Raw genomic sequence first — 21989 nt, 5'->3', positions numbered from 1 at the left:
GCTTTCAGGCCTCCTCCTTGACTTGCGACAGCAGCACACTCCCGGCCAGAAAGAGGAGGAGGACGCTGAGAACTCCGTAGCGCGAATCTCCGCTCAACTGTCCGGTGATACCGACCAGAAATGGACCGATAATCGCGGCGAATTTGCCGAAGATGTCGTAGAAGCTGAAGAATTCACCCGACTGCTGCGGCGGGATCAGCCGGGCATAGAAGCTGCGACTGAGCGCCTGAATCCCCCCCATCGACGTGGCGACGAGAACCGCAAGAAGCCAAAATCCCATGGTCTTCTCCTGACGGGTCGCCAGCGACGGCAGCAGAAATGCAAGGAGGGTGATCAAACCATAAATGGCGATACCGGCCTGCAGAAGGCGTTTGGCCGGGAAAAACCTGGTCAGATGGCCCCAGATCAGGGTGCAGGGGAAAGCGATAATCTGGATGGTGAGAATTGCCAGAATCAGCGTGCTGCTGCCGATACCGATATCGACCCCGTAAACCACGGCCATCGTAATAATGGTGTCGACCCCGTCGATGTAGAAGAAATAAGCAAGGAGAAAGGTGAAGGCATTGCGACGGCCGCGAACCTGACGCAGCGTATCGACAACACGGCGCCAGGCCGACCAGACCGGCCGGATCATCGTCGGAATAAAATAGATCTGCTGAACATGGCGGAGCATGGGGAGTGAAAAGAGCAGCCACCACAGTGCGACAATAACGAAACTGAGCTGTGCCGCCAGGACCGGAATTTTTTCGGCGGCGTCCGGAGCTTGCAGGGAAGTAATCAGGAGAATGACGAGGAGAAAAGGGATGATACTGCCGATGTATCCCCAGGCATAACCGGCCGAGGAGACCTTATCCATCTCCCGGTGGTCGCTGATATCGGTGATGAACGCATCATAAAAAACATTAGCACCGGCCCAACCGGTCCGGGCGATGACGAAAACCCCGAGGCAGTATAACCAGGCCCCTTCGGCGCAGAAGTAAAGAAAAATGGTCGCGGTGACGCCGATCGTAAGAAAGAGTGCAAAGAAGCGCTTCTTCCAACCTTGATAATCGGCACAGGCACCGAGAAGCGGGGCCATTATAGCGAGAAGCAGCGACGAGAAGGCGTTCGCGTATCCCCACCAGGCGGTGGAGACCTCCGCTGCGACATCGCTGGCAACAACCTCCTTGTAAAAGATCGGCATGATCGCCGTCACGAACACCAACACAAAGGCAGAGTTGGCGACATCGTAAAGAATCCAGCTCGTTTGGGCTTTGGTCACGGAAGTGTCCCTTTCCGCGTAACCTGCTCCGTTCCAGCCGGAAACGACAGAACTTTCTTCCGCCTGCCCCTGTTGCCGGCCGTAAAATTGATCTGTCAGTCGGCGTGGTGACGGCGGTCGAAGCTCTCCGGATATTTATCCTCAGGAATGTTACGAATCCGGTCTCTCCCAACCTTGACCCAACCTGTGGCGCGCTTGAACTGGTCGATAACGCCAGTGACAAGGAGATTATTCAAAGTCTCTGTCTTGACCATGTCATGCGTACCGGTCTTGTAGAAGACTTGTATCATCATGGCAGCCTCCTGATTTGTGGTCTCCTTGGCATCGTACAGAGGAGTTCATTTCCAAGGTTATCAGTAATAATCCGTTAGAATAGGGCCTTAAAGATTTATTTTTCACAGACGATAGGTTATGACAATATTCAAACTAACGACTGAATTCTGCTCTGTAGCGAAACCGGTTCGCGAAGAAGCAATCACTACAAGACGCCGATGAATGGACATGCATGAGTGATGCAGTAAAGCAACCGCCTGAACTCTCCCCGGAAAAATGGCTGATCGCGACAACACGCCGTGTCAAGACGGATCTCCTTTGGTCGATTGCCTTGGCCTTTGCCGCCGGCGTACTGGTCTTGCTGCAAGCGCGCCTTTTGGCCCTGGCCTGTCACCGGTTGATTATAGAAGAATCCGCTTTCAGCCTGATTTTTCCGCTGGTCGGCCTGGTCGCCGGACTCGCCCTGCTGCGGGGTGGGTTCATCCTTCTCGCCGAACGTCGCGCCGCGGCGGTGGCGGCCGCGGTTAAAAGTGACGTCCGCTGCCGTTTGTATCACCGGCTGCAACTCCTCGGACCGAGCGGCCGGAGCGGGGAAGAGACCGGCCCACTGGTCGAGGCGGTCACCGCCGGGGTCGAGGGACTCGAACCTTATGTCATGCGTTTTCTGCCGCACCTCGCCCTCGCTGCCCTGCTGCCAATCGTCGCTCTTCTTGTTGTCCTGCCGGTCGAGTGGCGAGCCGGCCTCGTCCTCCTCTTCTCCGCCCCATTTATCCCGATCTTCATGATCCTCATCGGCCGCGGCACAGAGAAACTCAACCGCAAGCAGTGGGGGAAGCTGGGGAGAATGGCCAGTCACCTCCTTGACATGATTCAGGGCCTCCCCGATCTGCGCATCTGCAGCGCCGCCAAGCGCGAAGCAGAGAGTGTGGCCAGGGTGGCCGATGACTATCGCCAGTCAACGATGGTCGTCCTCCGCGTCGCCTTCCTCTCGGCCTTTACCCTCGAATTCTTTGCTACGGTCGGCACGGCGGTGGTGGCGGTGATCATCGGCTTCCGCCTCCTTTACGGTTACCTTTCCCTCGTGGATGGTCTATTCGTCCTCCTCCTGGCTCCGGAATTTTACCTGCACCTGCGCACCCTCGGCCTTTCCTACCATGCCCGCATGCAGGGACTGGCGGCGGCAGAGAAGATCGCTCCCTTGCTGGCGCTCCCGCTCCCCGAGAAAGATGGAGCAACCCTCGCGGTGGCGCCGGGACCGCCGGCGATCCAATTCGCGGGGGTCACCTTCCGCTACGGCGGCACACGCGGCGGCGTCACGGAGGTCGATCTTGCTCTCCCGGCCGGCAGCCTCACCGCCCTGGTTGGAGCAAGCGGATCCGGGAAGACGACCCTGGCCCGTCTCCTCCTTGGATTAGCCCGACCGGAAGCGGGTCGAATCCTGATCAATGGTGTCGATCTCGTTGAACTCAACGGCGTTGCCTGGCGAGCCCGCATCGCCTGGGTAGCGCAGCAGCCCTTTATCTTCAGCGGCAGCTTGCGCGCCAATCTCCTCCTCGGCTGCCCCGCCGCTAGCGATGATGAAATTCGCAGAGCATTAAACGACGCTGCTGCCTTGGATTTTGTCGATCGGCTCCCCGCCGGCCTCAACACACTTCTCGGCGATCGCGGTGCCGGTCTGTCCGGCGGCGAACTGCGTCGACTCGCGCTGGCCCGGGCCTTATTGCGCCAGGCCGATCTCATTGTCCTCGATGAGCCGACCGCCGGGCTCGACGCAGCGACAGAAGAGCTGGTTGCTGCCGCCCTGCAGCGTCTGTCCATCAACCGCACGGTGCTGGTGATCAGCCATCGCGAAACAACGGTCCGTGCGGCGCAGCAGGTGGCAGTCATGGCAGCGGGGAAAATCATTGACGTCGTCACCACCGCGCAGTTTCTGGCCAGGGAGGACGCATGCGCGAACTGATCCGCATCCTCGGCATCGCCCGTCCACAGTGGCTGTGGATGGCCGGCGGCATCTTCCTTGCCATCGCCGTGATGATCGCCAACGCGCTGCTGATGGCGATCTCCGGCTGGTTTATCGCCTCCATGTCAATGGCGGGGATCACCGGCATTTCCTTCAACTATCTGATCCCTTCGGCGTCGATCCGCGCCTTTGCCATCCTGCGAACCGTCGGGCGCTATGGAGAACGACTGGTGACACACGAAGCCGGTTTTCGCGTCCTCGCACTGTTGCGCGTCTGGTTCTTCCGCCGTCTCGAACCCCTTTCCCCGGCCGGGCTCGAAGGCTATACCGCCGGTGATGTTGCCGGTCGATTGCGGAGTGATATCGATGCGCTGGAGAGCCTTTACCTGCGGATTGTTCTGCCACTGGCCACCGGGATAATCGCCATCTTCCTGGCTGCGCTCTTCGTTGCCTGCTGGAGTCTGGCGTCGGCAACAGCGCTCCTTTTGGCACTTTTGGCGGCCGGTCTCCTCCTCCCCTTTGTGGCGCAACGGTTGTCGACCGAACCGGGACGCAAATCGGTGGAACTGGCCGGAGAACTGCGCAGCATGGTCACCGAGGGACTACAGGGAGGGGAGGAATTGCTCCTGCTTGGCGCCGTGGAACTTCAAGCAATGCGGGTCGAGAAGCTTTCAACGCAACTGATCGACGAGCAGGAGAAACTGGCGAAAATTAACGGAATCACCCTCGCCGGCGGTGTCCTCTGCGCCGGCCTGGGCCTGACCGGAGTCCTGATCGGCGCCGGTTCCGCCGTCGGCAGCGGCACCCTGGCTGGCCCACTCCTGGTTATGCTCCTCCTCTTTGCCGCTGCCGCCTTCGAAGCAACGGCCGGAATGCCGGTCGCGCTGCAACTCCTCCCCGGCTGCCGGGAATCGATCCGGCGCATCCGCGAACTCGCCGATGCCCCCCTCCCCGTCCCGGAACCGGTATCACCGCTCGCACTCCCTGCCGAGTACGGGATTGAATTTAAAGACGTCTCCTTTGCGTATGATCCGGCGCGGCCGGTGCTGCAAAACCTTTCCTTCCATATCCGCAGCGGCGAACGACTCGCTCTCGCCGGCCCAAGCGGCTGCGGCAAAAGCAGCATCGCCGAGCTTCTGCTCCGTTTCCGACCATATGATGGAGAGATCACCATCGGCGGCACCGAGGTGAACGCTCTTGCCAGCGACGCTCTGCGCTCCTTGATCGCGGCGGTGCCGCAGCGACCGCATCTCTTCAACAGCTCCTTGCGTGACAATCTCCTCCTTGCCAATCCTGACGCCAGCGAGACGGAGTTGCAGCAGGCCCTCGACGATGCCTGCCTGACCGCCTGGGTCGCGGCCCTGCCGGAGAGGCTGGAGACCCGCGTCGGTGAAGGCGGCAGCGCCGTCTCCGGCGGCGAAGCCCGGCGTATTGCTCTGGCACGGGCCCTGCTCAAGGACACTCCGATCCTGATCCTCGACGAACCGACTGAAGGGCTTGATCTTGACACTGAAGAAAAAGTCGTCACACGTTTAACGGCACGTCTGGCAGGAAAGACGGTCCTGATTATCACCCACCGTCCCGCTTGCCTGAAACTCGTGGACCGGGTGATCTGGATGACGCAAACCTTACCACCCCTAACCCCTCCTTGAATAAGGAGGGGGACTATAAGCTTTTAACTCCCCTCCTTTCTTAAGGAGGGGCTGGGGTTGTGGTCGATTTCGTAACAAGTTTATTTATCCTTTTTAATTCATACAATAACATCGTTATAATCAATCGAATAATCCCGTTGACAAATGTCATGAAAAGTTGCTAGTGTCCACAAATGTCCAACGATGACACTACATGACAGGCGAGGATTATGAACCTTTCAGTCAAAGAGGCGGCCCGCCTCCTCTCTGTTTCAGAAAAGACCATTTACCGCTGGATCCAGAAGGAGGTCATCCCGGCCTACCGCATCCACGAGCAGTACCGTTTCAATAGAGCTGAACTCATGGAGTGGGCAACCTCCCGCCGGATCGGTGCGGTACCGGAGTCCCTCCTGACTCCTTCGAGTCCCTCGTCTGTGCCGATCAGCCTCAGCGATGCCCTTGAGGCCGGCGGCATCTTTTATCGCATCAGCGGCAGCACTCGCGATCAGGTTCTGGCGGATATTGTCACACATTTGCGCCTTTCCGACGGAATTGATCGTAACAAACTCCTCAAGCTGTTGATTGTCAGAGAGAACCTCTGTTCGACCGGAATCGGCAACGGCATCGCCCTGCCGCATCTGCGCAATCCCGGTATCCTCCCGATCAGTCGCGCCACCGTCACCCTCTGTTTTCTCGAAAACAAAGTCGATTTTCAAGCCCTCGACGGTCTGTCGGTCGATACCCTCTTCACCATTATGGCGCCGGATCTTCCGGCCCATCTTAACCTCTACGCGCGGCTGAATTTTCTTCTGCAGCGACCGGCCCTGCGCCGGATGCTGGCGATCCCCGGCGGGCGGGAAGAAATTATGACGACATTGCGCGCGGAAGAAGAACGCTTGAGCGAATAATAAAAAGTCATGCCCTATATCCCTTACAAAGAACAAAACAAAACATTCAAAGAACGACCTTGGGTCTTTATTTACGGGGCCATGCTCGCGGCAGCTGCCGGTTTTGTCAATGTCCTCCTCCTTGGTATCTATCATGTTCCGGTCAGTCACATGACCGGCGCGGTCGCCCGTATTGCCATCGATATTTCTTCGAGCAATCGCGCTGATTTCTGGGGAGCCTTTTCGATCTTTATCGGTTTTTTATGCGGGGCGATCGTGAGCGGTTTAATCATCGGCGGTACCCGTGTTCAACCGGGACGCCGCTACGGGGTGGCGATGATGACCGAAGCAAGTCTCCTCTTCATTGCGGCAACGCTGCTGATCAACAACAATACCCGCAGCGGCATCCCCGTTGCCGCCATGGCCTGCGGACTGCAGAATGCCATGGCCAGCAGTTACTGCGGGCTGATTCTGCGCACGACACACGTCACCGGGATGGTGACGGATATCGGCGTTTTGCTCGGACACTGGATTCGCTATCGGCGCATCGAATATTGGAAGCTTGCCCTGCTGCTGGTCATCTTATCGGGATTTGTCACCGGCGGGATTAGCGGCGGCATCAGTTATGCTAATTACGGGATTTACCCGCTCTTTTCCCTGGCGGCCGGTTGTTTTGTCGCCGGACTCAGCTACTTTATCTGGCGTATTCGGCATTACGAGGACTTCTCGATCGATCGCTGGGGGTACTTCCCCCCCGAAGAGGATAATAACGGCTTATGAGCTTTCTAGTGGCGGCCCTGGCACTCCTGATGATTGGCGCTTTGATCAGCCTGATCGCCGGCAAACGCTACCCTCTGGCCCTGACTGCCGCGCTGACCGCCATTATCGGCGCCTCGTTATTGACCGGAACGACGGCTCTCCGGGTCTTGCTCAGCCATGAAACGCTTATCTCCAGCGACACCTGGCTGGTCCCCGGCGGCGCCTTCGCCCTGCACGTCGACCCTCTTGCCGCCTTCTTTCTGCTACCGATCGCTATCCTCCCGACCCTTGCCGCCATTTATGCAGTCGCCTATCTCGACGAAGATGCCAAAAGACGGAATCTCGGAGCTCATTTCTCCCTTTATTGTTTGCTGGTTGCGGCCTTGATCCTGGTGGTGACAGCGGCTAATGCCCTGCTCTTTATCGCCGCCTGGGAGATCATGACGATCTCTTCTTTTTTCCTGGTCAGTTACGATCATCATCATGCAGAGGTCCGCCAGGCAGCCTGGCTTTATCTCCTGGTTGCCCATTTTGGCCTGCTGCTGATCCTTGCTTTTTTTCTCCTCGCCGGCAGCCATTACGGAAGCCTTAATTTTGCCGACTTCACCCCGCTGACCCAGACCGGGCCGACACTCACCGCGGTTCTCTTCCTCCTGGCTCTGGTCGGTTTCGGCATCAAGGCCGGTCTCTTTCCCTTCTTTATCTGGCTTCCTGATGCCCATCCGGCCGCCCCGAGTCATGTCTCGGCGGTTATGTCCGGGGTCGTTGTCAATGCCGGCATCTACGGAATCCTGCGGGTGATGACTCTTCTTCCCCCTCTGTCGGCACTCTGGGGCGCGATCATCCTCACTCTCGGCCTGCTCGGGGCGCTGTACGGTATCGCCATGGCGATGCTGCAAAAGGATCTCAAGCGCTGCCTGGCGTATTCGACAGTGGAGAATATCGGCATCATCTTTATGGGGATCGGTCTCGGGATCCTGGCAGCAGCGGAACAGTTGCCAGTCGTTGCAACCCTGGCCTTTGCCGGCGGTCTCCTTCATATCTGGAATCACACCCTCTTCAAGGGACTCCTCTTTCTCGGTGCCGGCACCCTGCTTCATGCTACCGGCACCCGAAATCTCGATCAAATGGGGGGTTTACTGCGACGCATGCCGCAGGCCGGCTTGCTGATCATCGGCGGCAGCATCGCCCTCGCCGCCCTCCCCCCCTTAAACGGCTTTGCCAGCGAGTGGCTGATCTACCTCGGACTCCTGCACGCCGGGATCGCCATGAGCGGCGTCAGCGCCTTAGGGATCAGCATGGTTCTGGTGCTCTTCGGCGTCGTCGGCACCCTGGCGGTGGTGACCTTTACCCGATTGATCGGCATTGCCCTCCTCGGTGAAGCGCGCTCCCCGGCAGCGGCGCAGGCGCATGAAGCGACGGCGGCGATGCTCTGGCCGATGCGCCTCCTCCTTTTTGGATGCCTGATCATCGGACTCCTGCCGCAACTGACTCTACATCTCCTCGCCCCGGTTCTCACTCAACTCACGCCGACAGCAGCCCTTGAGCTCCTTGCAACCTTTGCCCAACTCGGGCAGATCGGCCTCTGGGGAATGATTCTCTGCGCCACCCTTATCATTGTGTCCCTCCTCCTAGCCGCGCTGCAGAGGCGCCGTCCGACAACGACCGCATCGACCTGGGGTTGCGCCTTCCCCCGCCCGACAGCGCAGATGGCTTATACGGCCGAGAGTTACAGCAGCTTGGCCTATCACCATCTTTTACCGCAAGTGCTGCAACCGGAGATCAGCACAAAACGGCCGCGCTCGCTCTTTCCAGTGACAGTTCAATTTTTTCAGCATTCCCAGGAAGTGCTTCTCCAGCGCTGTTACCAACCCCTCTTTTCCTATCTGGCTGAGCGTTGTGTACGGCTGCGCTGGCTGCAACAAGGCAAACAGCATCTCTATCTTCTTTATATCTTCATCTGTTGTGCAGGCCTCATGCTTTGGAGCATCCTCGCGAGCAAAGGACCTTAGGACCTTATGATCCTTTTTCTCAGTGGCATCGTCATCATTGCACTCTCGGGTCTTCCCGGCCTCTTTATGTCGAGCCGGGATCATCGGGGACAAACGTTTGCCGAAATCCTGGCGCTGCTCGGGACGATCACAGCCTTTACCGGCCTGCTCCTCTGCGCTAATCGCGCCGGAGAAACCGTTCTGCGCGCCGACTGGAGCATCCCCGGCGGTGAACTGCTGATTCGCATCGATGCCATCTCCCTGATCTTTCTTTTGCCTCTTCTCCTCGTCTTTGCGATGACAGTCATCTTTGGGAAAGATGACTGGCCGCAATCTCAGCACCCTGAGAACAGCTGCAAACTGCGCCTCTTTCACGGCCTGATCGCCGCCGCCATCGCCCTGGTACTGACCGCCCAAAACGGCATCCTCTTCCTCCTCGCCTGGGAGATCATGGCCTTGGCCAGCTACTTCCTCATCACCACCGAGGATGATCTCGAAGCAACGCGCCGCGCCGGTTTCATCTATCTGGTGGCAACTCACACCGGCACCCTCGCTCTCTTTGCCCTCTTTGCCCTGCTCGACCTCAGTTGCGGCACCTTCTCCCTCCCCGCTGCCGGCACCCTCCCTGCCGGTGCGGTGACGACCGCCATCTTTCTTTTGGCCCTTTTCGGCTTCGGTCTCAAGGCAGGGATCATGCCGCTGCATATCTGGCTCCCCGGTGCCCATGCTGCCGCACCAAGTCATATCTCTGCCCTTCTTTCCGGGATCATGATCAAGACCGGTATTTACGGCCTGGTGCGCATCACCTCGCTCTTTGCAACGATCCCGCTGTGGTGGGGCTGGGTCCTGATTGTCCTCGGAGTCATCACCGGTATATTCGGTGTCGCCTACGCCCTGGCGCAGCACGATCTCAAACGCCTCCTTGCTTATCACAGTGTCGAGAATATCGGCATCATCACCCTGGGGTTGGGGCTCGCCCTCCTCGGCCGCAGTGCCGGACTGCCTGAGTTGGCGGTTCTCGGCCTGGCCGGCGCCCTCCTCCATGTCGTCAACCATGCCCTCTTTAAATCCCTCCTCTTTTTGAGTGCCGGCGCCGTGATTCACGCCACCAGCACACGCGAAATCGACAAGATGGGCGGACTGATCCGTTCACAGCCCTGGACCGCCGCCCTCTTTCTCGGCGGCGCTGTTGCTATCTGCGGCCTCCCCCCCTTTAACGGCTTTATCAGTGAATGGTTCATCTATCAGGGGAGTTTTCGCGCCCTAATCGATCAGCGCTTAACCCTGAGCCTGGCGATTCTCGTCGCGCCGGTACTCGCTCTGATCGGCGGTCTCGCCCTGGCCTGTTTCGTCAAGGTCTTCGGCATCGTTTTTCTCGGCGCCCCCCGCACGCCGGCCGCGGCCGCGGGGCACGATGCCACACTGCTGATGCGCGCAGCGATGCTTGTCCTTCTGGCTGCCTGCCTCAGCATCGGCCTCCTCCCCTGGCTCTTCGCCCCGCTACTGGAGTCTGCGACTCTGGCCTGGGCACCGTTGAACGGCAGCGGCACGATCACCGCCACCATGACCTCGCTGATCTGGATCGGCATCCTCGGGACGGTTCTAATCCTTCTCACCACTGGTCTCAGTTGTTGGCTGCACCGCCGCAGTCATCAGGCTAACGCTCAGCAGTTAACCTGGGGCTGCGGTTACCTGTGGCCGACCGCGCGCATGCAGTACACCGCCTCCTCCTTTGCCGTTACCCTGGTCAAGCTCTTCCGTTTCGGGCTCTGGAGCAGGGAGCATGGCGGCAAGACGCACGGACTCTTCCCGCCCCGGACAGAATTTGCCAGCCACACCCCCGACAGCATCCTCGACCGTGTGCTGTTGCCGCTATTCAATGTGCTGGCCGTAGCGGCGACCTGGCTGCGCACCTGGCTGCAAAACGGCGTCACCAGTCTCTATCTTCTGTATGTCGTCCTGACTTTATTTGCTCTGCTGATTATCAGCAGCGGGCACTAGCGAGGTAACGATGCTCCTGCAATTATTCCTCCATCTCTTCATTGTTATCCTCTTCCCGCCGCTCCTCCTCGGCGTGATCACCAGGACCAAAGCACTCTTTGCCGGCCGGAACGGACCGCCGTTATTGCAGCCGTACTACGACCTTCACCGGCTGTGGCAGAAGGGCTTTGTCATCAGCCGCACCACCACCTGGGTCTTTCATGCCGGGCCGATTGTCGGTCTCATTGTCCCGCTGCTGGCGGCGCTGCTGATCCCCTTCGGGGCGATTCCCGCCCCCTTCTCCTTTAACGGCGACCTCATCCTCTTTGTTTACTTATTTGCCTTAGCCCGTTTCTTTACCGCCAGCTCAGCCCTTGATACCGGGTCGAGTTTTGAAGGGATGGGGGCGGCGCGGGAAGTGACCTTTGCCTGCCTGGTCGAACCGACCCTCCTCTTTGCCCTGATCGTCCTCGTCCGTCTCTCTGGCGGTTTCTCCCTGAATCAACTTCTGGGCAGCCATCTTGTCACTTCCTGGCAAAGTGCCGGGGCGTCCCTCTTGTTACTGGTGATTGCCCTTTTTGTTGTCCTTCTCGTCGAGAATTGCCGGATACCCTTTGACGATCCGAATACCCATCTGGAGTTGACAATGATTCACGAAGTCATGGTCCTCGATCACAGCGGACCGGCCTTCGCCATGATTCTTTATGGCGCCAGCCTGAAGCTGCTCGTCCTCGGCGCCCTGCTGGTGCGACTCATCCTCCCCTGGGACAGTGGCAATCCCGGCGTCGATGCTGTGGTCTTCATGGCCGGGATGCTGTTCATTGTCGTGGCGATCGGCGTCGTCGAATCGGTGATGGCACGCCTGCAACTGGTGCGCATTCCACAGTTGTTGATCGGCACCACCTTGATTTCCATCTTTGCCCTGGTTCTGGTTTTACGTTGAAGGACTCTTCTTACGACTACCACCCCTAACCCCTCCTAATTTAGGAGGGGGATTTCAAGATTTAAGCTCCCCTCCTTATTTAAGGAGGGGCTGGGGGTGGTCGATTTTAATACCACCCGTACATGCCATTTAGAATAACTCCGATTGGAGATTCACTGATGATCGAATTGAGTAACCTTATCCTGCTGCTGGTGGTGCTGATCAACTTCTATACCCTCGGCACCTCGCGCCTGGTCGCCTGTATTCGCGCTGTCGCCCTTCAGGGCGGACTGCTGGCCCTGCTGCCCTTGGTGGCGCACGGGCTTTCCCTGCACACCCTGATCCTCGCTTTCTGGGCACTATTGATCAAGGCGATCCTGATTCCCAATCTTCTCACCCGCACCATCCGGGAAGTGCGCATCCGCCGCGAGATGGAACCTCTGATCGGTTTTATCCCAACCCTCGCCCTTGGTGCCCTGGTCACTTCCGGCGCTTTCATCTTTGCCAATTACCTACCGTTGATTGCCGCACACCGCGGCAGTCTCTTTATCCCGACAGCATTAGCGACCTTCTTCAGCGGTTTTCTTCTGCTCATGACCCGACGGAAAGCGATCACCCAGGTCGTCGGTTACCTTATCCTTGAAAACGGCATCTTCATCTTCGGCATCCTCCTTTCTGAAGCGATGCCGTTGATGGTCGAGGCCGGGGTCCTCCTCGACATGCTGGTCGGAATCTTTGTCATGGGGATCGTCATCAATCAGATCAATCGCGAATTCTCGACGGTGAATACTGAACGTCTTTCGGCGTTAAAGGAATAGATGATGCTCCTTTTTCTGATCTTCTTCCCTCTGTTGTTCGGCGCCCTGGCTCTATTTCTACCGTCAGAACGATGGCGCTGCCGGCTCCTCCCCCTGGCCGGCACCCTGCACCTCGGCGGCGTGGCGATCATCGCCTGGCATCCCCCCACCGGTAATCTCTGGATTGGTCTCGATGCCTTGTCGCTCCTTGTGCTGCTGGTGACCTCGACCCTCTACTTTGCCTGTTCGATTTATGCTGTCAGCTATCTGCAACTGCGCAGCGGTCGAGGAACCCGCACCATCGTCGCCTGCCTGCTGATCTTTCTGTCGGCCATGACCCTGGCAACGGCGGCCCGTCACCTCGGGCTCCTGTGGATGGCGGTTGAGGCGACGACGATCGCCAGCGCCCCGCTGATCTACTACAACCGCAATCGCTTATCGATCGAAGCCACCTGGAAGTATCTCCTGATCTGCTCCGTCGGCATTGCCCTCGCCCTCCTCGGCATGCTCTTTCTTGCTTATGCGGCGCTCCTTGGAGGGGTCGAGGTGACTCTGCAATTTGACCACCTCCTGGCCGAAAGCTCAGCCCTTTCGACGGCCTGGCTGCGGGCCGGCTTTGTCTTCCTCCTCGTCGGATTCGGCACCAAGATGGGACTGGCGCCGCTGCACAGCTGGAAACCGGACGCATACGGCGAAGCGCCGGGGATGATCGGCGCTCTCCTTGCCGGCGGGTTGACGAGCATCTCCTTCCTCGCCATCCTGCGCGCCGTACAGCTGATGAATGCTGCCGGTCTCGGAGACCTGGCCCGGCAGCAACTCCTCGCCCTCGGCGTCCTCTCTCTCCTCATCGCCGCCATCTTCATGGTGCGCCAGAACGATGTAAAGCGGATGCTCGCTTATTCGAGTGTCGAGCATATGGGGATCCTTGCCATAGGCATCGGCATCGGCGGCCTCGCCACCTTCGGCGCCCTGCTGCATCTGGTCAACAATGCCCTGACCAAGGGGTGCATGTTCCTTTCGGTCGGCAACATCCATCGCGCCTTTGCCAGCAAAAAGATCACCGATATTCACGGCTCCATGCGGCGTCTGCCGATCTCGGGGACGATCTTTCTCGCCGGATTTTTTGCAGTCACCGGCTCTCCTCCCTTCGGGCCGTTTATCAGTGAGTTTACAATACTGCGTGGCATCTTTGCCGGCGGTCACTACTGGCTGGCCGGAGCCTTCCTCCTCCTTTTGGCGATCGTCTTTATCGGTATGGGATCGACAGTGCTGGGGATGGTGCAGGGGACGCCGGACGCCACCGCCGACTCGGAATTCAAGGATACTTTTCTGCTGGTGGCGCCCCCTCTCCTCCTGCTCCTCCTGGTTCTGCTGCTCGGACTTTATCTCCCGCCGGCGCTGCGCCGTTTACTGGAAGAGGCTGTCGTCCTGTTGGAGGTGCAATGATGACTCCGCAAGAATTTGGCAAGATCACTAAAAATCCCGGATCTATTGCCCTGACCGCCTTGCCCCTCCTGGCTTATGAACGCTTTAGTGAACTCTGTCTCGAATTGTGCAAGAAGGGTGGGCGGATTGTTGCCTACTTTGCGAGACCGCAGCCGGAAGGGGATGATCTCGAACTCTTTGCCATCATCGCCCGCTGCTGGGAAGGGGAACTGCTGATTCTGCGCTGCACAGTCGGCCGCAGCTTCCCCTCCCTCACCCCGCACTGCCCGCAACTCCATCTCTTTGAGCGGGAGATTGCCGAAGCCTACGGGGTCATCCCGACCGGCCATCCCTGGTTCAAACCGGTCCGTTTCCATCGACGTTGGCGTGCTGGCAGCGACGCCTGGAATCGCGGAGAGGAAAGACCGCTGCCGGGGGAGATGGATTATTATCGGGTCGAAGGGGAGGAAGTCCATGAAGTTGCCGTCGGTCCGGTCCATGCTGGAGTGATTGAGCCGGGGCACTTCCGTTTTCAGTGCCACGGCGAAAACGTCATGCATCTGGAGATCTCCCTCGGCTATCAGCATCGCGGCATCGAGCAACTCCTGTTGGGCGGACCGCATCCGGCGTCGATCTATCAACTCGAAACCGTCGCCGGCGATACCACTGCCGGGCACGCCAGTGCTTACAGTATGGTTCTCGAAGCGCTGGCGGGGATTGCACCCTCCCCTCGCGCCGAGGCGATCCGGGCGATCGCCCTCGAACTCGAACGTTTGTCCAACCATGTCGGCGATATCGGCGCCCTGGCCGGCGATGTCGGTTTCTTACCAACTGCTTCGTTCTGCGGACGGCTGCGCGGCGATTACCTCAACCTCACGGCGGAAATTTGCGGCAGTCGTTTCAGCCGCGGGTTGATACGTCCTGGCGGGGTCGGCTTTGCTCTTGATGATGAACTCGCCGCGCGCATGCTGCACCGCTTGCTGGTGATTGAAAAAGAGACGCGCGGCGCCATCGAACTCTTCTTTGATGCCCCCTCTGCTCTGGCGCGCATGGAACGGATCGGCACCCTGAGTATCGATGACGCAGAGGCTCTGGGAATGGTTGGAGTTGCAGCGCGGGCCTGCGGTCTGACCCGGGATGTGCGGCTGCATTACCCCTACGGCGGCTATATCTCGACCTACGACCACTGCGTGATCGAGGATAGCGGCGATGTCTTTGCCCGCGCCAATATCCGCCGCCGTGAAATCTACAAATCGCTGCATTGGCTCAAACAAAGTTTGCGGGATCTCCCCCGTGGAGAGCTGCGACGCGAACTTCCGCCCCTGGCGGCGGATACTCTGGCGGTGGCGATGGTCGAAGGCTGGCGGGGGGAGTTGGTACAGGTGGGGATTACCGATGCTGCCGGGAAATTCGATCGCTACAAAATTATCGACCCCTCCTTCCATAACTGGAGCGGTCTGGCGATGGCGCTACGCGAACAACAGATTTCCGACTTTCCCTTGTGCAACAAGAGCTTTAACCTGTCTTATTGCGGCTTTGATCTGTAAGGAGTCATGACATGCTGAGCATCATTCGCGAGCGCATCCGCCAAGGACATCGCACCGGTAAATACCCGCAGCAAGCGCCGACGCTCCCGGCACAATTCCGGGGACGGCCGATTATTGATCAGGAAAAGTGCCCGCCAGGTTGTCATGACTGCCTTGCGCGCTGTCCCTTTGGCGCCCTCGCCCTGCGCGACAACACCCTGCAGATCGACCTCGGACGCTGTCTCTTATGCCCGGAGTGTGCAACCGCCTGCCCGAACGGCGCTTTGTCCTTCAGCACCGATCACCGTCTCGCCGCCAATCAACGCCAGGACCTGTGGACGGGGGAGAAGGAAGCGCAACTGGCAACGGCCCTCCACGCCAAAATGCTGCGGTTCTTTGGTCGCTCCCTGAAGCTGCGCCAGGTCTCGGCCGGGGGCTGCAACGCCTGCGAAGCCGACATCAATGTCCTCGGCACCCTCGTCTTCGATCTCGGCCGTTTCGGTATTCAGTTCGTCGCTTCCCCTCGCCATGCCGACGGTCTCCTCGTCACCGGTCCGGTCACAGAGAATATGCGCAGCGCCCTCCTCGACACCTACGCCGCCGTCCCGGAACCGAAGATTGTCATCGCCTCCGGCGCCTGTGCCATCAGCGGCGGCCCCTTCGCCAACAGTCCGGAAGTCCATAACGGGATCGGGGATATCCTCTCCGTCGACCTTTACATCCCCGGATGCCCACCCCATCCTTATACGGTTCTGGACGGTTTACTACGGATGTTGGGACGGTTATAAATCTTCCTGTCGACAGCCGCCCTATCTTTGCTTATAATTCAATTTGTCATTCTAAAGAGGTGGAATCTATGAAACCTGACAGCCTTTTTCTGCGCGAAGCCTGGCGGCTCTTTTTCTTTCTCGGGATCATCCTGATTAACTACCCCTTTGTACAGATTTTTGACAAGCCTATCCTTATTGCCGGCATCCCCCTTCTCCTCCTCTATTTTTTAGTCGGTTGGCCACTCTCGATCTTCGTCATCTTTATTTTTTCCCGATATCACTCCAATGACCATAATCACAACAAGGAAAAGGGGTAGCTGATGCTCTCTGCCGGCCTTGTTATTTCTCTGACGCTCCTTTATGTCGGTCTGCTCTTTGCGGTCGCGCTCTACGCGCAAAAGCGCCAACGTGCCGGCAAGGGTATTGTCAATAACAGCACGGTCTATACGCTTTCACTCGCGGTCTTTCTCACCTCCTGGACCTATTACGGCAGCGTCGGCCGGGCAGCGACCTCCGGACTCGATTTCCTGCCGATCTACCTTGGACCGACCCTCGTTGCTTTTTGCTGGTGGTTCACAGTGCGCAAGATGGTGCGCATCAGTAAAGCCAACAAAATCGTCAGTATTGCCGATTTTATTTCCAGTCGTTACGGAAAATCGGTCAGCCTCGGGGCGCTGGTGACGCTCTTTGCCCTGATCGGCATCACACCGTATATTGCACTGCAACTGAAGGCGGTCGCCCGCACTTTCGACATTATCACCACCGCTGACATCAGCGGGGTGCACATACTGGCCGAGCACTACAGCGCTCTTCCTGCCTTTATCGATACCGCCTTCGTCTTTTCTATAGTTCTTGGTCTCTTTGCCATCCTTTTCGGTGCCCGCACTCTCGACTCCAGCGAAAGCCATGACGGCATGGTGGCAACGATCGCCCTGGAATCGATTGTCAAACTGGTGGCGCTGCTTGTCGTCGGAATCTACGTTACCTACTTTCTCTTTGACGGATTCAGCGATATCTTTACCCAGGCGACCAGCCGCTTTCCGCAGGTTAAGGATGCTTTTCTCCTGGGGAAAAAAGGCTCTACCTCTTATTCAACCTGGTTTTCCCTGACCTTTATCTCCATGGCCGCAGTCATGCTCCTCCCCCGCCAGTTTCACATGCTGGTTATCGAAAATAACAATGAAGATCATATTCGTCAGGCGATGTGGAAATTCCCGGCTTATATGTTCCTCATCACCCTTTTTGCCACCCCTATCGCCATGGCGGGACTCCTCTTCAATCAGGGGAATACAGTTGCTGCAGATTTCTTTGTCTTACAACTGCCCCTGCAAAATGGCCAAAAATGGCTGGCCCTTCTAGTTTATATCGGCGGTTTTTCTGCGGCCGCGGGGATGATCATAGTTGAGTCAATGACCATGGCGACGATGCTTCTCAATCATCTCTTTGTCCCGGTGCTGTTACGCTTTAATCACAATAATGAAAGAGATTTCTCCGGGCTATTGATCAATCTCAAACGTATCGGCATTCTTCTCGTCCTGGGGCTCGGTTATCTTTATCATCGCACCATGGCCGATACGACTTCGCTGGTCGATATCGGCTTGATTTCCTTTGTTGCGGTCACGCAATTTGTGCCGGCGATGATCGGTGCTTTATACTGGAAACGCGCTAACCATTTCGGGGTCATGATCGGTTTACTCCTCGGTTTTTCGATCTGGACCTACACCCTTCTCGTCCCGGCTTTCGCAAGTGCCGGACTCCTCCCTGCCAGTATCGTCATCGATGGTCCCTTTCAGATTAGCCTGTTGCGTCCGCTTGCACTCTTTGGCCTCACCGGTCTGGATGTGTGGAGCCATGCTCTTTTTTGGTCCTTTTTCTTCAACTTCGGATCTTTTCTGACGATTTCGCTCTTGACACAAAGCAGCCAGGAAGAGCGGGAGCAAGCGCAGCGTTTTGTCGATGTTTTTGTACCGGCGCATCGTCCGGCGCAATTGACCCGTATGGTCAAGGCGCCGACGATTATTGAGTTTGTCGAATTGATCGGGAAGTTTATCGGTAAAAAACAGGCAGAAGCGGCTATTGCCGATTATCTCGGTCACCAGGAGATTGAGGCCAGCGGGAAATTAAGCGACGAGCACCTCCCTGCCCTGAAAAACTTCACGGAATTAACTTTGGCCGGGAGTGTCGGGGCGGCACCGGCCAAGATTATAGTCGAAAATTATCTGGCGACGCGCGGCAGTCATATGGAGGAGATTTTTAATGTTTTCGGTTCGGTGACCTTGAGTCGCACCTCAAGTCGGGAACAGTTGGCCGTCCTTTATGACGTTGCACGACAGGTCGGCAGCGGGACCAGTCTGAAATCGACCCTCGATGAGATCCTGTCTCTCATCAGTCATCAGTTTCGCATCGATCTTTGTGTTATATGGCTTTACGAAGAAAGCACCGACGATCTGCAGATCCGGGCAAAAATGCCCCTCGATGAAAATACCGACTTTGATATTGGCAGAATTCTTCACGATCCCTTGCTGAAAGATACATTTGTGCAGGGGAATGCTAATTTTATCAACGATCTTGCCAGTACGCACCATACCTTTGAAAAATTAGGGATTAAGGCCCTGTTGCATATGCCAATTATTGCAGAAGGAGATACAATCGGCGTTATGTCCGCTTATTCAACTTCAGTTAAAGGTCTCTTTACTGATGAATTCATTGAATTATTGAGCAGTGTTGCCAATCAGATCGGGATTGCCTGGCGTAACAGTTGCCTGACGGAAGAAATGATCTCTGTCAAGGAACAGGAGAAGGAACTTGAGATTGCCAAGCATATCCAGCATGACCTTCTCCCGGATCAAGCCCCGGATATCGAGGGGATCGAATTGCATGGACTTTGCGTTCCGACCAATCAGATCGGTGGTGATTATTACGACTATCTGCATCGTGACCTGGAAAGGATCGATCTGGTCATTGCCGATGTCTCCGGACACAGTATCGGCGCGGCCCTCCTGATAGCTGAAACGCGCGCCTTTATCCGTGCCAAAGCGGAGTCACTGCAGGGCCCGGCACAGATTATTCGTGCCGTCAATGCCTTTATTCTTACGGACCTTGATCGCGCCGAAATGTTTATTACTCTTTTTTACGCCAGCTATGATGCCATCAATCAGAAGCTTCGCTATGCAAGTGCCGGCCACAATAATCCGATGATCTGGCGAGCCGAAACCGGTCGCTGTGATCACCTCGATGTCAATGGTTTGATCCTGGGCGTTAAACCTGATGTTATTTATGAAGAGAAAGAGACCGAGATGTCCAGTGGCGATCTCCTGATCCTTTTTACCGATGGATTGACGGAAGCGGAGAACCGTACCGGAGACTTTTTTGGCGAGGAGCGTCTGGAAGAATTGTTGCGGGAATACCACTTATTGCCAACCGTAGAAATTATCGACCGGATCATGGAACAGGCACGGCTCTTTACCGGAACCCGTTCATTTCGGGACGATGTGACGATTGTTTTGATGAAAATCCTGTAAAACGATGAAAGTTCAGTGACCGACCTTGACCGTTATGATAGAGTCGTGGCTAATTTAACTGGAAATGGAGACCAATATGCAACTTAATATCACCGAATATCCTCAGGCCGTAGTGATTTCCGTACAGGAAGCACGCCTCGATGCCCACAACAGTCCCGAACTGAAAACTGCAATTCTGCAACAGTTTGACGCAGATAAAACCAACCTCATCATTGATCTCAACGAAGTTCGTTTTATCGATTCTTCCGGACTTGGTGTTCTGGTTTCAGGCTTCAAGAACGCCAGCGCCCGTAATGGTGTGCTGCTCCTTTGCTCTATGCAGCCACAGGTTAAATCAATGTTCGAGTTGACGCGTTTGCATCGGGTCTTCGATATTTACCCAACAAGCGATGAGGCATTGGCCAACTTGAAGGATGTTACTCCTTAAATCCGGGATTGCGGCGATGATTGAAAAGATTCACATCAACATCAAGGTTCCGAATGAAACCTGCTATCTCGGGCTGATTGGCAAGATCGGCGAAGACCTGGCGCACACCTTGACCCGTTCTGCGGTTAATCGTGAGGTGCTCGGTTATGAATTGAATACCGTTTTGACCGAAGCGATGGCGAATGTCATCTTTCACGCCAATAAGGGAGATCCGACGCGGAGTATTGAAATCACTCTGAGCGTGGAAGGAAATCGCATTATCATTAAAATTTATGATGAAGGACACGGCTTCGATGCTGCCAATCAGGCATTGGCAGCTCCCTGTACACCGGATGATCTCAGTGAACGCGGTCGCGGGATCTTTATTATTCGTTCATTGATGGATAGTGTGACCTATAAGCGGATGAACGGTAAACACGTTCTCGAGATGGTCAAAACCTTTCACTGAAATCCTTCCTGATTTAACAGCGAAAAAATCTCCCGGTGTGAATTGATGACCGGTGCGACCCCTTGAATATTTCGATAAGCAATAAACGGCATCCCCGCCGCAGCTGCGGCTGCAGCATCGAGCTCTGAGTCGCCGACAAAGAGCAACTCCTTTTCGGCGATGCCGAGACGCCGGGCGGCAAGGTGCAGCATGTCGGGAAAAGGTTTGGGACGGGGAACATCCCGACTGGTGATCACTACTTTAAAGTAAGCAGCGAGATCAAAGTGCAACAGGATCTCCGCCATGCTTGTTCCACGATTAGTCGCCACTGCCAGAGGGTAGCGCTCGGCAAGGGTGGCAATGACTTCCTGCATCTGCGGCTCGGGAGTCATGTAGGGAATAAACTTTTTATAGTCAAGCTTGACCACCATCTGCAGAGCAAGGGCGGCCCGTTCGGGCCCAAGGAGGGCGGCAAAAACCTGGGGCGTGGCGGCAGTATGACAGATATGGGCACGCTCATGTTGCTCGAGAGTGACGGGAGTGACGTCAAAAGCACCGAGAACCTCATTATAATAAGCCAGATTCGCACTTTTACTTTCAAAAAGAACGCCGTCACAATCAAAAACAATCCCTTTCGGACTCAGCATTTATCCCCCCGACTCTTTAAACAGAAGAGACCGCCGCTCCCTAAAAGAATCATCGCCAAACACAGTATCTGTCCCATCGTTGCTCCGCCCCAGAGAAAACCGATCTGCTGATCCGGCTCCCGAAAAAATTCGATAATAAACCGACCAGTTCCATAAAAAATCAAGAAGAAGAAGAAGACCATGCCACTTCTGACCTTGCGGGAAAAGAGCCAGTAAAGGAGAAGGAAGATAATCGGCCCTTCGAGCATCGCTTCATAAAGCTGACTCGGATGACGCGGCTGCGGCCCCGCGGCCGGAAAGACAACTCCCCAAGGTAAAGTGGTAACGCGTCCCCAAAGTTCACCATTAATAAAGTTGCCGATCCGACCCAGACCGAGTCCGATGGTCGCGGCAATAGCGAGGATATCGGCGAGGGGGAGGATGGCAATGGCATGACGACGGGAGTAGATCAAGGTCGCAATGACGACCCCGGCCAATCCACCGTGAAAGCTCATACCGCCCTGCCATACGGCAAAAACCTGAAGGGGATGATCAATAAAATAGGAAAAATTATAGAAGAGAACATAACCAAAACGCCCTCCGAGAATCACCCCGAGGACGATATAAAAAAGGAGATCAGAAACAGCATCTTGATCCAGAGCGAGGTTTCGGCGGGGCGCGAGGCGGCTGATGATAAAGAAGGCCGCGACAAAACCGAGTAGATACATCAAGCCGTACCAGCGGACAGCAAGGGGGCCAAGATGAAATAATATCGGATCGATCTGCGGTGCGTTCAACATAAAACC

General features: G+C 56.6%; 19 protein-coding genes. 15 read left to right on the top strand and 4 right to left on the bottom strand.

Annotated elements, in window-relative coordinates:
- Positions 1 to 4: 4 nt before the first annotated feature.
- Complete coding sequence (locus tag CVU69_04135; GenBank protein ID PKN13211.1) at positions 5 to 1183, bottom strand: MFS transporter; 1179 nt, start codon at positions 1181 to 1183, stop codon at positions 5 to 7.
- 173 nt (positions 1184 to 1356) lie between these two features.
- Positions 1357 to 1554: a hypothetical protein gene (locus CVU69_04130; GenBank protein ID PKN13193.1), complete on the bottom strand. Its 198-nt coding sequence runs from the start codon at positions 1552 to 1554 to the stop codon at positions 1357 to 1359.
- Between the two features lie 212 nt (positions 1555 to 1766).
- On the opposite strand from CVU69_04130, the gene cydD reads away from it, so the two are divergent.
- From cydD to CVU69_04055, 15 genes are all read left to right on the top strand, one after another.
- Positions 1767 to 3494: a thiol reductant ABC exporter subunit CydD gene (gene cydD, locus CVU69_04125; protein ID PKN13192.1), complete on the top strand. Its 1728-nt coding sequence runs from the start codon at positions 1767 to 1769 to the stop codon at positions 3492 to 3494.
- Positions 3482 to 5146 (top strand): thiol reductant ABC exporter subunit CydC, encoded by a 1665-nt coding sequence (gene cydC / locus CVU69_04120; protein ID PKN13191.1) that lies wholly within the window; start codon positions 3482 to 3484, stop codon positions 5144 to 5146. The genes cydD and cydC overlap by 13 nt, the downstream gene beginning before the upstream one ends.
- Positions 5147 to 5355: 209 nt before the next feature.
- Positions 5356 to 6033, top strand: a complete 678-nt coding sequence (locus CVU69_04115; protein PKN13190.1) for a PTS fructose transporter subunit IIA — start codon at positions 5356 to 5358, stop codon at positions 6031 to 6033.
- 9 nt (positions 6034 to 6042) lie between these two features.
- The gene (locus CVU69_04110; protein PKN13189.1) at positions 6043 to 6792 is read left to right on the top strand and encodes a DUF1275 domain-containing protein; all 750 of its coding nucleotides are present in this window, start codon (positions 6043 to 6045) and stop codon (positions 6790 to 6792) included.
- Entirely contained in the window at positions 6789 to 8783 is a 1995-nt protein-coding gene (locus CVU69_04105) for an oxidoreductase (GenBank protein ID PKN13188.1), read from the top strand. Before CVU69_04110 ends, CVU69_04105 begins: the two co-directional genes overlap by 4 nt.
- A gap of 6 nt (positions 8784 to 8789) precedes the next feature.
- Positions 8790 to 10763 (top strand): hydrogenase, encoded by a 1974-nt coding sequence (locus tag CVU69_04100; GenBank protein ID PKN13187.1) that lies wholly within the window; start codon positions 8790 to 8792, stop codon positions 10761 to 10763.
- A 10-nt stretch (positions 10764 to 10773) separates the two neighbouring features.
- Complete coding sequence (locus tag CVU69_04095) at positions 10774 to 11685, top strand: hydrogenase (GenBank protein PKN13186.1); 912 nt, start codon at positions 10774 to 10776, stop codon at positions 11683 to 11685.
- Positions 11686 to 11843: 158 nt separating this feature from the next.
- Positions 11844 to 12482: a hydrogenase gene (locus CVU69_04090; GenBank protein PKN13185.1), complete on the top strand. Its 639-nt coding sequence runs from the start codon at positions 11844 to 11846 to the stop codon at positions 12480 to 12482.
- A gap of 3 nt (positions 12483 to 12485) precedes the next feature.
- Positions 12486 to 13907 (top strand): hydrogenase, encoded by a 1422-nt coding sequence (locus CVU69_04085; protein PKN13210.1) that lies wholly within the window; start codon positions 12486 to 12488, stop codon positions 13905 to 13907.
- Complete coding sequence (locus CVU69_04080; protein PKN13209.1) at positions 13907 to 15433, top strand: hydrogenase; 1527 nt, start codon at positions 13907 to 13909, stop codon at positions 15431 to 15433. Before CVU69_04085 ends, CVU69_04080 begins: the two co-directional genes overlap by 1 nt.
- A gap of 11 nt (positions 15434 to 15444) precedes the next feature.
- Positions 15445 to 16200 (top strand): hydrogenase, encoded by a 756-nt coding sequence (locus CVU69_04075; GenBank protein PKN13184.1) that lies wholly within the window; start codon positions 15445 to 15447, stop codon positions 16198 to 16200.
- Between the two features lie 68 nt (positions 16201 to 16268).
- A complete protein-coding gene (locus tag CVU69_04070) occupies positions 16269 to 16499 on the top strand; it encodes a hypothetical protein (GenBank protein PKN13183.1) in 231 nt (76 codons plus the stop codon).
- Positions 16500 to 16502: 3 nt separating this feature from the next.
- On the top strand, positions 16503 to 19703 hold the full coding sequence (locus CVU69_04065) for a stage II sporulation protein E (GenBank protein PKN13182.1): 3201 nt from the start codon (positions 16503 to 16505) through the stop codon (positions 19701 to 19703).
- A gap of 76 nt (positions 19704 to 19779) precedes the next feature.
- On the top strand, positions 19780 to 20130 hold the full coding sequence (locus CVU69_04060; protein PKN13181.1) for an anti-anti-sigma factor: 351 nt from the start codon (positions 19780 to 19782) through the stop codon (positions 20128 to 20130).
- Positions 20131 to 20146: 16 nt separating this feature from the next.
- The gene (locus tag CVU69_04055; protein PKN13180.1) at positions 20147 to 20578 is read left to right on the top strand and encodes an anti-sigma factor; all 432 of its coding nucleotides are present in this window, start codon (positions 20147 to 20149) and stop codon (positions 20576 to 20578) included.
- Here the strand turns inward: CVU69_04055 and CVU69_04050 are convergent.
- Entirely contained in the window at positions 20572 to 21204 is a 633-nt protein-coding gene (locus tag CVU69_04050) for an HAD family hydrolase (GenBank protein PKN13179.1), read from the bottom strand. The genes CVU69_04055 and CVU69_04050 overlap by 7 nt on opposite strands.
- The gene (locus tag CVU69_04045) at positions 21198 to 21980 is read right to left on the bottom strand and encodes a prolipoprotein diacylglyceryl transferase (protein ID PKN13208.1); all 783 of its coding nucleotides are present in this window, start codon (positions 21978 to 21980) and stop codon (positions 21198 to 21200) included. The genes CVU69_04050 and CVU69_04045 overlap by 7 nt, the downstream gene beginning before the upstream one ends.
- Between the last annotated feature and the right edge of the window lie 9 nt (positions 21981 to 21989).

This window comes from Deltaproteobacteria bacterium HGW-Deltaproteobacteria-4 (assembly GCA_002841765.1).
GTDB lineage: Bacteria > Desulfobacterota > Desulfuromonadia > Desulfuromonadales > UBA2197 > UBA2197.
The sequence above is the reverse complement of the archived record's forward strand: the minus strand, read 5'-3'. Positions and strand labels throughout refer to the sequence as shown.